The organism is Ensifer sp. GW823-FHT05D09, from assembly GCF_058795755.1.
This window is the reverse complement of sequence record NZ_JBXAIA010000010.1, coordinates 261,520-275,987: the sequence shown is the minus strand read 5'-3', so window position 1 is coordinate 275,987 and position 14,468 is coordinate 261,520. Positions and strand designations below refer to the sequence as shown.

Below are 14,468 nucleotides of genomic sequence, written 5' to 3'. Positions count from 1 at the left end.
CCGCGCCCGTCGCCGACCACATAGTGATCGAGCAGCTTGATGAAGGGGTTGGTGTCGAGAAGCAGCGCATGGGTGCTGCCCATGAAGTTGGACGTCATGGCCGGCAGCATCGCTTCGTTGATGACCCCGTTGGTCACCAGCCCGGCAAAGTAGGTCTGGAACGCCACCTGCCCGCCCGGCAGCGAAGCCGAATGGAACACGGTGTTGTTCTGCCAGTGATGCAGGATCAGTTCGCGCAGCGTCGGCAGCAGCGAGAAGTCGTCGTTCGACGGGTCGGATGCTCCCTTGAACAGATGCGAGCCGAGACCGCCCGAACCGTTGCCTTCCCGCAGGAACTGACCGACCAGCTCATTGGAACCATAGGCCTGGTTCTGATCCACGAAGGGCGAGGTCTTGTTCAGGTGCTGCGGTACGCCGTCGACGATCGAGTTCACCGTCCCGCGGGTAAGATCGGCCGGGTTGCCCGATCCCGGTGCGCCGTTGCCCGGAGCGCCGATCTGGATCGTGCCGTTGCCGCCCTTGCCGAGGAAGTCGAGCCCGTGGTCGAAGTACTGGCCGAACGCCATGAAGAAGATGTTGGCGTCCTTATCGTTCTTCGGCAGATCAAGTTCCTGACTGCCGAGGATGTTGCTGATGTTGCGCGGGTCGAGCCCCGAGAAGATCGGATTGATGTTGTTGTTGCCGGTCGTCGGGTTGTAGGCACCGTAGTGCGCATCGGTGATGCGAATAAACGGCGTGTCGGCCGAACCCCAGGTTGGATTGTCTTCGTTGTTGCCGTGACCGGAAAGTGTCCGCACGCCGGAGAAGTCGTTGGTGTCATCGTCTTCGTCGAAGGCCGGAAGCCCGTTGACCAGGTTCTTGAGGCCGGCAAGGTCGTTCGCGGTGTATTCGAAGCGACCCGAGACACCTTCGTCATTGCCAGGTGTCGGCGGTGTATTCTGGAATTGCGGCGGCACCGCACCGGCAAACGTGATCGAGTGCGTTCCGTTCGAGAACGTCTTCGTGCCGTTCGCATTGGTGGTCATCGTGTAGTCGGAAATGTTGCTTCCCGGCGCCAGTTCCACCACGTCCTGTGGCCTGAGGTTGCCGACGATCGTATCGTTGCCGCCATTGGTGCGGAACAGGATACGGTGCGAAGACTGCAGCGCGCTGAAGTCTACGGTGTCGTCGCCTGCATCGCCATTGATCGTGATCGTGTTGACGCTGAGGCCGGTCGGCGAGAAATCGCCGATCGTCTGCACAATGTCCGGGCCAACACCCGTATTGATGACGATCTCTTCGATGTCGTTGAGTTCGGCAATGACCGAGGCGTTGTTCGTGCCGTTGCGGGTAATGACGATTTCCGTCGCCGCGTTGAGGGTGCCCACGGCGTTACCGGCGGCAAACCATTCGGCGCGGGTGTAGATCCGGAAGGTTTCGTTGGAAGTGTCGCCGTTGATGACCACGGTGTCGCCGCCGGCATCTTCGCTTTCGCCGTTGATGACGTCGCGACCCTCGAGAACATCGACGGTGATCGTGTCATCGCCCGCACCGGCATTGATGGTGTCGTTGCCGCCCTGGCCGTTGATCTGATCGGCAAAGGTCGACCCGGTCAGGGTATTGCCTGCAGCGGTGCCGTTGATGGCAGCGGGAGCCGGCGTATCGGCGAGGATGAAGTCGGCGATGCTGATGTCGTTGGGATCAACGGCATCGACGAGGATCGTACCGATCGTGGTCGTGCCGGTGGCATCCCGAATGGTCAGCAGCGTGTCGTCCGTTCCAACAACAACAACACGGGTTTCCAGCACACGGGTCGCAAAGTCGGCTGCCGTAATGCCCAAAGCGCTCAGATCGATGAGGTCCTGGCCCCCGGCAGGGTTGGCATCGAACGCGTTGATGACGTCATTGCCGAAATCGATCGTGTCATAAACGTAGATATCGTTGCCGTTGTTGTCGTTGAAGGTGTCGTCACCGGCACCGCCACGCAGCTTGTCATTGCCATCGTCGCCGTCGATCGTATCGTTGCCGTCACCGCCCGAAAGCGTATCGGCTCCGTTGTTGCCGAGCATGGCGTTGGCGAGCGCATTGCCGACGCCGGTAATAGCACCGGCACCGTTCTTGGTGAGGTTCTCGACGTTGGCACCGAGTGTGTAGTTGGCGAGCGTCGTCTGGACCGTATCCGTTCCGGCGGAACCGACAGCGGTTTCGTCGACCGCGTCACCGACATTGTCGACGACGTAGGTGTCGTTGCCGGCACCGCCGCTCATGGTGTCGGCACCAGCGGCGCCGTCGAGCGTGTTGTTGCCGGTATTGCCGACGATGATGTTGTTCGCGGCGTTGCCGGTACCGTTGATGTTGCCGGCGCCGGTCAGGGTGAGGTTCTCGACATTGGCGGCCAAGGTATGGGTGACCGAACTGTTGACCGTGTCGGTACCCCCGTTGACTGCTTCAATCACGGTGTCGCCGGCCGCGATGACGTAGGTGTCGTTGCCGGCACCGCCCGTCAGCGCATTGGCGCCGGCACCGCCGGTGATCGTATCGTCAAAGGCGCTGCCGATGACGTTTTCGATGTCGATCAGCGTATCGTTGCCGTCGGCACCGGTGGCCGTTCCGGTCGTCAGGTTGACGGTGACCGCACCACTGGCCCCGGCATAAGACGCCGTGTCCGTATCGCCGGTCCCCCCGTGCAGCAGGTCGTTGCCCAGCCCACCTGAGAGTACGTCATCCTCGTCCTGACCGAAGAGCGAATCGTCGCCTGCGCCGCCGGCGAGCGTATCGTTGCCGTCGTCGCCGTACTGAACGTCATCACCCGCCGTCGCAAAGGCTGTCAAATTGTCGGCGACGTTGCTGCCCGTCCTGATGGTGAACGTCTCGTCATAGGTGTTGAGGAAGTCGTCGGTCGAGCGGATGACCAGCGTGTAGGTGGTGTTGGCCGCCATCGCACCGACGCGGCTGACAACGCCGGCCGGTGAAACGGTGAAGCCAGCACTGCTTCCGGCCTGCAAGGAATAGGTCCAGGCCGTGCTGTCATCATCAACCGTCGCCAGGTTCGCGATCGCTCCCGTGGGCAAGTCGGTGTTGTTCGGGTTGATGGCGTTCCAGCGAATGTCTGTCGGCGCTTCGTTGGCGAGAAAGATGCGCGTACCGTCGGCGAACTCCGCCCATTCGACATTGCGCAGTCTGTCGATGCCGTCCGAGACGAGATTGCGCTCGGTCAGCGGATCGATGACGTTGCTGACGTTGATTTGCGAGATCGTCGTCGAGCCATCGGCATTGCGGACAACCGTATAGTTCGCGTTGCCGTTGGCGTCGAGGAACGTGTCGTTGAAGAAGGCGGTGTCGACATCGCCGATACCGTCGTCCTCAACGATCTCACGAACGATGTGCAACTGCGTCGGCACGATCGTGCGGGAGATCATCAGGTCGAACAGCGACTTGCCGATCCAGCCCGCCGGAACCGGCGAACCACCGGGGTTTTCCGTGCCGGTAAAGACATGCTTGAGGCTGTCGACAGTGCCGATCTGGTTCAGCGGCGTGTTCTCGGCACCAGCCGCAGTGATGCGAATACGCACGTTCAGCCAGGCATCGCCGTCGAGGAAATCATCCCCGCCATTGCCGCGCAGACTGTCGGAGCCCCCACCGCCGAGCAGGATGTTGCCGGAGTTGAAGGCCGTCAGCGCCTCAAGTTGGGCTGCCGTCGCGCCAACCGGCGCGGCAGTGATGAGGTTGCCGAGCAAGGCGCGCAGACCTTCGATGCGGTTGACGCCCGCCTGAGACAGCTCGTCGTTGAAGAAGATGCCTTCCGTGGTCGCAACCGTGTCGCCCGGCAGGATGTCTCCTTGAACGCGGTCGTCACCAAGCAGCGTGTCGTTGTGGTCCCAACCGGAGAGAGCCTCGGTCTTGTCGAAGCGGTTGCGCAGGATGTCTTCCGCCTCGGTGGTGAAGATCGGGATGCGCATGTCGGCGTAACCATTGAGCGCCATGCCCTTGAAGATCGCCCAGTCGAAACCGAACATGCCCTCATTGCGCATGACGCTTTCGCCCTGGACCATGATGTCATCGCCGGATTCACCGTCGAAGTCGTGTTCCTCGTTGCCGGAGAACATGACGTCGTGACCCTTGATCGCCGAATTGAAGAACAGTTCGGAGTTGTCGCCGGCCGTAGTGTCGAAGCCGCCACCGGCCTCGATCCAGTCGTCGCCCTCGTTGCCCATCAAGAGGTCGACGCCTTCGCCACCAAGGATGAAGTCGTCACCCGCGCCGCCGAACACTTCGGTATCGTCAACACCGACGAAGACGACGTCCTTGCCATCGCCGCCCATCAGGATGTCGATGCCGTTGGAGTTGGCGATGACGTCGTTGCCTTCCTCGCCCTTGATGAAGTCGCCGGTGTCGCCGCTGTCGGTCAGGATGTCGTCGCCGCCGCCGCCATTGACGAGGTCGACGCCGGCGCCGGATTCAACGCGGTCATTGCCGTCGTCGGCCCAGATCGCATCGTCGCCGAAGTCTGTGATGATCGTATCGGCGCCATTGGTGCCGCCGACAACGATATGTTCGCCACCGGTGAAGCGCAGGTAGTTCGTTTCGATTGCCGCCGTGCGGGGATCATCACGCACGACCTTGCCGAGCCCGATCGCCTCGAGCGCCGGGTCGTTGCCTTCCGGGTCTGGCCCGGCCTGGTTGGCCTGGTTGACCTCGAGCACGAAATCATACTTCGCAAAGGAGTCGACGCCGATGTGGCGTTCGATGATGTCGTCGGCTGTGCCGCGGATGCCGTCGGCCCCAGGCTGCGCCAGTTCGGTGTTGGCCATCATCATCTTCGAGAAGGAATTCTGCTCGAGCTGGTTCAGCATGTTCTGGCCCTGCGTGCGACTCAGGTAGTAGAACCGGTCGCCGTCCTGCAGGTTTTCCATCTGGGCTTCGAAAATCGCATTGAAGGTCGAGCCAAGCATGCCGCCAAACGGCATCTTCTTTTCGGCCAGACCGCCGATCCACAGATCGATCAGGTTCAGACCGCTGTTTCCGATGGTCCATTCGCCGGTGCTGTTCAGGAAGTCGAGGCGATCGGCGGGCACGAGGATCGTGCGCGTTCCGCCCGGTGCGTTGGCATCCGCAATCACCTGTTCTTCGCCAAAGACGATTGCCATTGCAGCGGCACGCTTGCCGGCAAGTGTTGTTTCATCGTCCACCAGATCATGCAGGCCGTATGCCGCGATGAAGTTGACCACCGAGATCGGGTTCTTGAGGTTGGCGGCAAAGTCCACCCAGCTGTCATAGGGCGTGAGGAAGGTCGAGCCGGTTGCCGCATAAAGCTGGGCGCGGGCTTCGTTCAACGAAGGTATGCCGGTGTCTCGACCGCGGGCGATGTTGATCGTCGCCAGGTCGAGCGGAAGACCGAGCAGATTGTTGCGCAACGATCCGACGATGAATTCGTCGATTTCGTTGCCGCGCTCGACAGTCATGCCGCGCACGACCGCCGCGGCGGCCGCATCGTGCGAAATCGTGCCGTCGAGGTCGAACTCGACAGGATTGAGGAAGGCTTCGATAAGCCCGACTTCCGGATTGATGACAACGCCATTTGCATCAAGACGCGGCATTTCGTCGGTCAGCATCGAATGGCCGAAGCGATAGACAGTGTTGGCGAATTCGGAGAAGATCGCCGGGTTGATGTCGGTGACGCTGTTGAAGACGAAGGGGTCGATCGCCGGCTGGATCTTGCGTGCGAACTCTTCGAACACCAGGTGCTGGTACTGCATTTCCGTGGCGAAGCGGGCGGCCTGGAAAATACGCTCACCGTCCCAGCCGAAGGAATCGAGAAGTTCCGCCCGCTCAAGCGGGTCGGCCGGGAATGTGGCCGGCAACGCGTCAAGGTCCGCCTGAGTGATATCGACAGACAGCCACTCGTTGATGAAGGCGAGATCGCCACTTTGCAGAATGGTCATCTTCTGCATGTCCGTCTGGCGATTGTGCTCGGAATGGAAGATGTGGTGCACGGTCGTCAGACCGATGTTTTCGTTGCCGCGGCCGTCACCGGTGATGAAGTGGCGGTTGAGGAGTTCGTCGTCATACTCGGTATTGCGGCCGGTCTGGGGATTGAACGCCACGTCATTGCCGGTTTCGCCGTCGGCATCGGCGACCAGATTGCCCTGAGCATCAAAAACGGGGACGGCATTGTGGGCGATATCGTCCAGGAAGGCATGGCCGATACGCAGCGCGCCTGCCGCAAAAGTGTTCACAGGATTTAAGGGATCGCCCTGGATGACGATGTCGTCGGACGTATTGGGGATTCCGTCGCCGCCGAGACCGGTGACCAGCAATGGGTATCCGTTCGGTCCGCGAATGAACTCGCCATAGGCATCAGTGCGAATGAGCGGAATGTTGAAGATATCGGCATCGGTCAGCTGGATGCCGAGCACGTTTGCTGCCTGCGCCTTGATGTCGGCCCAGGTGGGCAGCCCGTTTGCCGACCCGTCAAGCAGGCGACCAGTTGCGTGTGGCGGTGCACCGACGACACCACCGGCAGGTTCATACTCCCTCAGGAAGAACTGATGCGAAGCATGCGACGTATAGGTCTGGTTCTGATCGACGAACGGGGTCGTGGTATTGGTATGAGAATCGCCGTCCGGCGTTGCGCGGGTCAGGACCATGAAGCGCAGGTGTGCCGGCAGGTCGTCGGCGGTTCCAGCCACGCCATCCGTTCCCAGCACCAACGGATCGTCAGCCTGTAGCGGTATGTAGACGGTCGCTCCACCCTTGGTGATCAGGTCGAGACCATGGTCGAAGAACTGACCGAAGAAGGTCATCCAGGCGTTGAAGGGCGCGGAAAGGCCTTCGTCCGGTGCAACGTTGGGAATGGACAGGTTGCCTTCATCACCGATGACCAGCCCCAGCTCCGTCGCAACGGCCTCCAGCGCCGCGGACGGATCCGCGGCAACCACTTCCGCCAATGCCAGCGCTTCCTCGGCAACCGTCACGGCATTCGCTGCGTCCTGAATGGCGTCGATGCTGGCGGGGTTGCCCGGCGTGTAGTTGGCGACAGCCAGATCGAGGGCGGCGTTCGCGGCATCGAGGTCACCTTGCGCAGCAACAAGGGCGTCATCGGCCTGCTGTTGGGTAACCCGGGCGGCAAGCAAACGCTGCATGTCACCTTGCGGGTCTTCCGAACCGGCAAAGGTCAGGGCCGCGATGATGGCTGCCGGATTGTTGATCGACATGTCGACGATGAGATTGGAGATGATGCGCGGATCGGCATCAACCACATTGGCGTTGGGTGCGCCGTAGTTGCCGCCGGTCAAGATGCCGCCGGGCGCTGGCCCGTTGACGTCGATGCTGTCGCCATCGGTGTCGTTGCGATACTCGGCGTCCAACAGCCGCGGCATGGCCTGGTCGGCGGAACCCCAGGTCTCGCGGCCGGGCACGATGTTGTTGTAGGTGCCGTCGACGGTGCGAAGGCCGTTCGGAACATGCGGGTCGGGGATCGCGAGCTGCGCACCGGGCGTGCCTGCCGGAACGACATTGCCGGCCGCGTCGACGTAGATCTCCCTGAGGTCCAACGCATTTGCGCCTGAATGCGCGGTCGAGTTGCCTTCTGCGATCTTGATCTGGCGCAGAATGAACATCATGTCCTGAAGATTGAGCTTGAACGCGGCCATTTTCCCCTCCGTCGAGACACAGCGATCCCCCCGGAAGGACACATGTCTTTCCGCCAACAGAGGTCGCGTCACTGATACTGGCCGGCATTAACGCATCGAAGCCTCGGCCGGCGTAGAGAACAAGGTCGCGTGATTTTCGCGACTAAAGGACGGCCCAACCGGAATACTTTGGTCCCCACCGTTCTCGGACCTTAGTCTGAGCAAGATTTCGCATGCCGGCGTTGCGCGAATGTCTGCAACGCTTTGGCAGCCGGCTCGGGCAGTCCTGCCTGTGCCGCGGGTCCTTCCCGGTTGGAAAGTTAACCGTAACCATTTGATTGACTACAGAATTCCCTTGCCTCAATTGCGACTTTTGGCTTCTTTTGACGGACGATGCCGGAATTGGCGGAGGCATTTTTAAGGAATAGAGCATATAAGATCGCAGAAACGCGATCGGACAAGTCTCATGGATGCCGGCGGGAACAACACCGAAATGGCCAAGCGCATCTTTCCGCTGAACCTGAGCAGTTCAGCCACTCTGCAAAAGCTGGCGTCGACATTCCAACGGCTCCGGCTTGAAGTTCGGTTCATCATCATCGCCTCGTTTATCGTCGTGGCGCTGATGATCGCGCTCGCGATCTGGACGACAAGCCGCCTTGAGAGAACCGTGTTCAACAGCGTCGGCTCGCTCGGCGCCGCCTATCTTCAGACGTTCGTTGCACCGCTGATCTCCGAGGAAGACATCAAGAGTGGCGTCCTTCCGCCCGTCGTAGAAGACAAGCTGAAGCAGCTTCTCGGCACCAGCGCTCTCGGTCAGCATGTGCACGAACTGAAAATCTGGGGCCCCGACGGGGGCCTGATGTATTCGACGTCAGGCAAGCAGATCGACGAAGAGGTTGTCTTTGAAGAGCTGCAGCGTGCCTTGGCGGGAGAAATCGTCGTCTCTCGCACCATGATCGAGAAGCATGAATATACCGGCGAAGAGCAGCGCGGCATGTACATCGAGGTCTACGCGCCCCTCGTGCGCGATGAGGCCGGCAAGGTGCTGGTGGTCGGCGAATTCTACGAGCGCCCGGATTTCCTGAGGGGTGAGCTGTCAACCGCCTGGCGCGAGACGGTCACCATCGTTCTCCTCGTTTCGGTGCCGATGCTGGCGCTGCTCTTCCTGATCGTGCGTAGCGGCAGCCTGCTCATCGATCGGCAACACGCTGCCATCCGCCACAGTCTTGGACGGGCACTTGAACTGTCCAACCAGAACCGTCGGCTGCGCGCAGCGGCAGAAACGGCCCGGCTCGAGGCCGGCAAGCTCAATGAGATGATCCTCGACCAGATCGGATCCGATCTGCACGACGGCCCGGTCCAACTGCTGACCTTGCTCAAGTTGAAGCTCAGCGACATGGCCTCGCCGCCGACCGGCGGCCAAACCGCAGCGGCCATCAAGCCGCAAGAAATCGACAGGCTGGTCAGCACGGTTACGACGGTTCTTGAAAATCTGAGGAACATTTCCTCCGATCTCGTGCTGCCGGAACTCGACGACATGTCGCTGAACGATACGATCCTGCTCGCGGTAAGGCGGCATGTGGATCTCATAGGCCGCGATGTCGATGTGGTCGGGCTGATCGCATCGCAGAAGGTGGATGCACACCTGAACATCTGCGTCTATCGCTTCATCCAGGAAGCGTTGATGAACAGCGAACGGCATGCGCCGGGCAACGGCCAGCATCTGCGCTACGGCACGCGCCACAACCGTCTGTTCATTACAGTGGCCGATGTGGGCGACGCACCATCGACATCAGTGACCCCGCGCAGCACGGCGCGGACCGGGCTCGGTACCATCACGCAGAAACGCCGCATTCGCGCCTTTGGCGGCCGCATGCGGATGATCCGCCGGCCAAACGGCATGGTGGTGACCGCGGTTCTGCCGCTCGATCACAGCGGCGGCCCGTTCGATCGTCCATAGATTTGGTTGATTGTTCGTCGACTTGCACAATCGCCGTCACGGCTCAGAACGCCGCATTCGCGCGGAATGCGGCGTTCTGGTGCTTTGTTTCTGCAGCGTCTTGTCCGCCTTCGGTGAAACCACTCGAAGGCAGGATGCTCTAGTTGATGCGCCGTGATGCGCCGCGCTCGGCAGAGCCGTCGGGCAGGACATCCAGGCGCTGCGCTGCCAGCACCACTTCCACACGGTTCCTGACATCGAGTTTCTGCATCAAGACCGTCATATAATGTTTGACGGTCTTTTCGCTGATATCAAGACAGGCCGCTATCTCGCGGTTCGTGCTGCCACGCATGAGATGGCGAACGATCTGCTCCTCGCGCAGGCTCAGGCGTCGTTGTGCCTGAGACCGCCGGCGGATTTCCGCTGTTTTCATGGCCATGATGACCTTGGTCGCGAACCCCGCCGTGATGAACGTCTCGCCGTCATAGACGGTGCGTATGGCCTCGTGAAGGTCGCTGGCGCTGCTGCCTTTCAGCACATAGCCAGAGACTCCGTAATTCAGGACTTGTATCGCGGTTTCAATGCTTGAATTTGCGGTGAAGACGATGATCCGCGTGTCTTTGTATTTTTGCGCAACCAGCTCGATAGCCGCAATGGCGTCGCCGGGCATGCTCAAATCGAGCACGAGAACTTGAGGTGAAAATTCTTCAACTATTTTCAAAGCATCGACCGCGTTTTCGCCCTTCGCGACGATCTCGAGGTCACTTTTTCCAGAATATAAACTGACCAGCCCTTCCAGAAGGATCGGATGGTCGTCAACAAATGCAACTGATATCGACATGGTCGTTGCTCTCCCTCCGCAACGAACATGCTAGTTCATCAGGTTCGCGTTTAAAAGAACACACTTAACTTCTAGTTAATTTAGAAAGTGAACGGATACCGCGGCGGCACGAACGAAGATACGGGTGGTACGTCTGAAACACAGCCGAAATATTCGCGTTGTGATCTAAGAAATAGACAAGCACCCTTTAGACGGGAACCCGTAAAATCCAGACTATTACAATCTTTACAATTGCTTATGCGACCAAAGGGTCACTCGGCTGGGCGCAACCCGGGAGGAGGGAAACGCGAGGCAGCGTTTTCTGGAGAATCTCGGTACATTTTAAGTAACGCCAGAATATTAGCCCAAAAATGTTTGCCGTCGCCGCCAATGATCACCCGAAAGTACTACGGATTTTAACCTTATTGCACAGCATTGGCAGAAAGACGCCGCCGACTGCAGCGTTAAAATCCTAGAACTTCATGCCGGGGACAACCAAGGGATTGTCCGAAAGCGCCTGGGCATCGGGACGATCGATTCGCGGCTTTCCGGTGAAGGCATCGAAAAGGTCGCGCACGAAAGCTTCGCTCAGCCCCTTGGTGATCAAGACCATGCGTGTCCGCCGATCGACCGGATCCGGCCAGGCGGTCAGCCGCTCCGGGGTATGAAAGACGTTCTGCACGCCGTGAAGCACCAGCGGTCGCTCCGGGTTGTCGGAAACGGAGACGATCGCCTTCATCCGCAGCAGTTTTTCGCCATGGGCCGAGCGCAGGAGATCGATGAACATGTCGAGCGCCATCGGTTCGATCGGCCTGTCATGCAGGATGCTGAACGAACGAATGTCCGCACCATGACGGGTCACATCGTGGTGGTGGTGGTGGCCATGGTCGTGGTGATGGTGATGGTGATGGTGATGGTGATCCCCACCATGGTGATGGTGGTCGTGACCATGGTGGTCGTGGTCGTGATCCGCCTCGTCCTGCAGCCAGCGGCCGACATCGGCGATCTTCGAGGCCGGGTCATAGAGGCCGCAGGCAAAGAGTTCGCCCTTGCCCGCCTCGGGACCGTCTCCGTCGATGAATGGCGCACGCGGATTGATCCCGCGCAGGCGCGACCGCAGCTCGTCCAGTTGCTTGCCATCGGCGAGGCCAGCCTTGCTGATGACGATGCGATCAGCGACCGCGACCTGCTTCAGCGCTTCCTCGTGGTTGGCAAGCGTCTGCAAGCCATTGACCGCATCGACCACCGTCACCACACCGTCGAGGCGGAAACTCTGGGCGATTATCGGATTGCCGATCACCGACTGCAGCACCGGCGCCGGGTCGGCAAGCCCGGTCGTTTCGATGACGACGCGCTTCAGCGGCTTGATGCGCCCCGTCTGCATCCGGTCCATGAGGTCGGCAAGCGTATCCACCAGTTCGCCGCGCACCGTGCAGCACAGGCAGCCGTCGGAAAGCTCGATGACGCCGTCGCTCGAGGCTTCCACCAGGAGGTGATCGATCGAGACATCGCCGAACTCGTTGATGATCACGGCCGTGTCCGAGAGATCCGGATCCTTCAGCAGACGGTTCAAAAGCGTCGTTTTGCCCGCACCGAGAAAACCGGTCAGGATCGAAACCGGCACCGCCGGCAGTGGGCTAACCATGGAAAACTCCGATCAGAGGCTCGGCCGCGGCACCGGGATCGGCACATTGGCGACGTCGCCCTGGCCGGCCGGATCAGAGCCGGCCTTGGCCAGTTTGTCGCCGCTGCCGGGGATGAGGCCGGCAAAGGCCAGCTTCAGCGGGCGGTTGATCTCGTGGATGAACGGCGAAAGCAGCTTCTGCCGTCCAGCTTCGTCGCGACCTTCGCTGCGCACCTTGGCGGCGGCCTGCGAGCAGATCTGCTTGCTGACGTCGGCAACCAGGTCGCGCGTTTCTCCATAGGGCGCTATCTGCACCAGCGATGGCTTGGCCGCTCCCGAGGTCGTCAGCGCCATCTGCAGCAGCCGCGCGGATTCATCGGCGCGGGCGCCGAGGCTGTCCTCGCCAAGCACGACCGAAACGACGCTGCGGCCGTCGCGCGTCGCCGAGGAGACCTGGTTGAAACCGGACGCGCAGATGAAGCCGGTCTTCATGCCGTCAGCGCCTTCGAAGCGGCCGATCAGCATGTTGTAGTTCGGGTAGTCCTTCTTGCCGGTGGTAAATCCTTCCAGCGAGAAATAGGACGCGTATTCGGGAAACTCGCGCTTCAGCGTAATCGCCAGCACCGCAAGGTCGCGCGCTGTGGTGTACTGGCCCGGCCCCGGCAAGCCGTTGGCGTTGACGAAATGCGACGACGTCATGCCGATGCGGCGCGCCTCGGAATTCATCCGGTCGATAAAGGCGGGCTCGGAGCCACCAACGGTTTCGGCGATCGCCACCGCCACGTCGTTGGCCGACTTCACCAGCATCATCTTCAGGGCGCTGTCGAGCGTCATCGCCTGGCCGGGCTTGTAGAACATCTTGCTCGGCGGCTCGGAGGCGGCGTTCTTGGTCATCACGACCGGGCTCGTCAGCGCCAGCTGTCCCGATTTGATCGCCCGGAAGGCGGTATAGGCCGTCATCAGCTTGGTCAGCGATGCCGGATACCATTTCTGGAAGATATCCTGGTGCTCGTAAACCTTCAGTGTATTGACGTCGACGACGAGCCGCGGATTGGCAAATGCCGGCAAAGCCATGAGAAGGCTCGCGCAGGTGCCAGCCACGACACCCATTGCCTTTGCCTTGCCACGCGTGAAAAATCCTGCTGTCACTACCATAGACCTCGAAATTCCGCTGTTGCCTCGTCTCGTTCGGCTATTTAGCCTATATGGCGAGGAGATGGCAAAGCCCATTCATTGGCTGCTGCGCCAATCCACCGCAGATAGATGTGATCGAACAGACCGACAGGACGTATCTCATGCCGATTCTCAACCGTGCCGCCGAACTGCAAAACGAAGTCACCGAATGGCGGCGTCATCTGCACAAGAACCCCGAGCTCCTGTTCGCGGTGGAAAATACGGCAGCCTTCGTCGAAAATAAACTGAAGGAATTTGGCGTTGACGAAATCGTGACTGGCCTTGGCCAGACGGGCGTCGTCGGCCTCATCAAGGGCAATCTCGGTCCCGGCCGCACCATCGGCCTTCGTGCCGACATGGATGCGCTGCCGATCACCGAGACCACCGGCAAGCCCTGGGCGTCGGAAACATCCGGCAAGATGCACGCCTGCGGCCATGACGGCCACACCGCCATGCTGCTTGGCGCGGCCAAGTACCTGGCCGAGACCCGCAACTTTGCCGGCAGCGTCGCTGTGATCTTCCAGCCCGCCGAAGAAGGCGGCGGCGGCGGCCACGAGATGGTCAAGGACGGCATGATGGAGCGGTTCGACATCGCCGAAGTCTACGGCATGCACAACATGCCGGGCATGCCCATTGGTCATTTCGGCAGCCGCGTCGGCGCGATCATGGCCTCGACCGACGAATTCACCATCACCATCAAGGGCCGCGGCGGCCATGCGGCCCAGCCGCACAAGACGATCGACCCGATCGTCATCGGCACCCAGATCGTCACTGCGCTACAGACCATCGCCTCGAGAACCGTCGATCCGCTCGCATCCGTCGTGGTCTCGGTCACCACGTTCAACGCCGGCTTCGCCCACAACGTGATCCCGGAGGAAGCTGTGCTCGGCGGCACCGTGCGCACGCTGAAGCCGGAAGTGCGCGATATCGGCGAGACCCGCATCCGGCTGATCGCCGAAGGCATCGCCGACGTCTATGGTGCCACCGTCGACGTCTGGTACAGCCGCAACTATCCCGTGACCGTCAATCATGAGGACGAAACGGCCTACGCGCTGAAGGCGGCAGCCGAAATCGCCGGCGAAGGCAACATCAGGCCGTCGCTCGACCCGATGATGGGCGGAGAAGACTTCTCCTATATGCTGCTCGCCCGCCCGGGCGCGTTCATCTTCATGGGCAACGGCGACACCGCCGGGCTGCACCACCCCGCTTATGATTTCAACGACGAAGCGATCCCGCACGGGATCTCCTATTGGGTGAAACTCGCGGAAACGCGACTTGCCGCCTGAGGCGCGGGCGGGAGGC

At 60.8% G+C, this 14,468-nt stretch carries 6 protein-coding genes; 2 read left to right on the top strand and 4 right to left on the bottom strand.

Annotation, left to right across the window (positions count from 1 at the left end):
- Nucleotides 1-7,631 (bottom strand): peroxidase family protein (locus tag AC1Q80_RS25480; protein ID WP_492362220.1); only part of this gene is annotated, 7,631 nt, incomplete at its 3' end.
- A 445-nt stretch (nucleotides 7,632-8,076) separates the two neighbouring features.
- Here AC1Q80_RS25480 and AC1Q80_RS25475 point away from each other — a divergent pair.
- Nucleotides 8,077-9,570, top strand: a complete 1,494-nt coding sequence (locus AC1Q80_RS25475; RefSeq protein ID WP_492362219.1) for a sensor histidine kinase — start codon at nucleotides 8,077-8,079, stop codon at nucleotides 9,568-9,570.
- Between the two features lie 139 nt (nucleotides 9,571-9,709).
- Here the strand turns inward: AC1Q80_RS25475 and AC1Q80_RS25470 are convergent, their stop codons facing one another.
- The 3 genes from AC1Q80_RS25470 to AC1Q80_RS25460 all read right to left on the bottom strand — a co-directional run bounded on the left by AC1Q80_RS25470 (nucleotide 9,710) and on the right by AC1Q80_RS25460 (nucleotide 13,103).
- Complete coding sequence (locus AC1Q80_RS25470) at nucleotides 9,710-10,390, bottom strand: response regulator (protein WP_173423536.1); 681 nt, start codon at nucleotides 10,388-10,390, stop codon at nucleotides 9,710-9,712.
- 451 nt (nucleotides 10,391-10,841) lie between these two features.
- On the bottom strand, nucleotides 10,842-12,014 hold the full coding sequence (locus tag AC1Q80_RS25465; protein WP_492362218.1) for a CobW family GTP-binding protein: 1,173 nt from the start codon (nucleotides 12,012-12,014) through the stop codon (nucleotides 10,842-10,844).
- 12 nt (nucleotides 12,015-12,026) lie between these two features.
- The gene (locus AC1Q80_RS25460) at nucleotides 12,027-13,103 is read right to left on the bottom strand and encodes a D-alanyl-D-alanine carboxypeptidase family protein (RefSeq protein WP_173423538.1); all 1,077 of its coding nucleotides are present in this window, start codon (nucleotides 13,101-13,103) and stop codon (nucleotides 12,027-12,029) included.
- Nucleotides 13,104-13,288: 185 nt separating this feature from the next.
- Here AC1Q80_RS25460 and AC1Q80_RS25455 point away from each other — a divergent pair, with 185 nt between their 5' ends.
- Nucleotides 13,289-14,452 carry a M20 aminoacylase family protein gene (locus tag AC1Q80_RS25455; RefSeq protein ID WP_115421169.1) on the top strand — a complete coding sequence of 388 codons (1,164 nt, stop codon included), beginning with the start codon at nucleotides 13,289-13,291 and terminating at the stop codon, nucleotides 14,450-14,452.
- Nucleotides 14,453-14,468 lie beyond the last annotated feature (16 nt).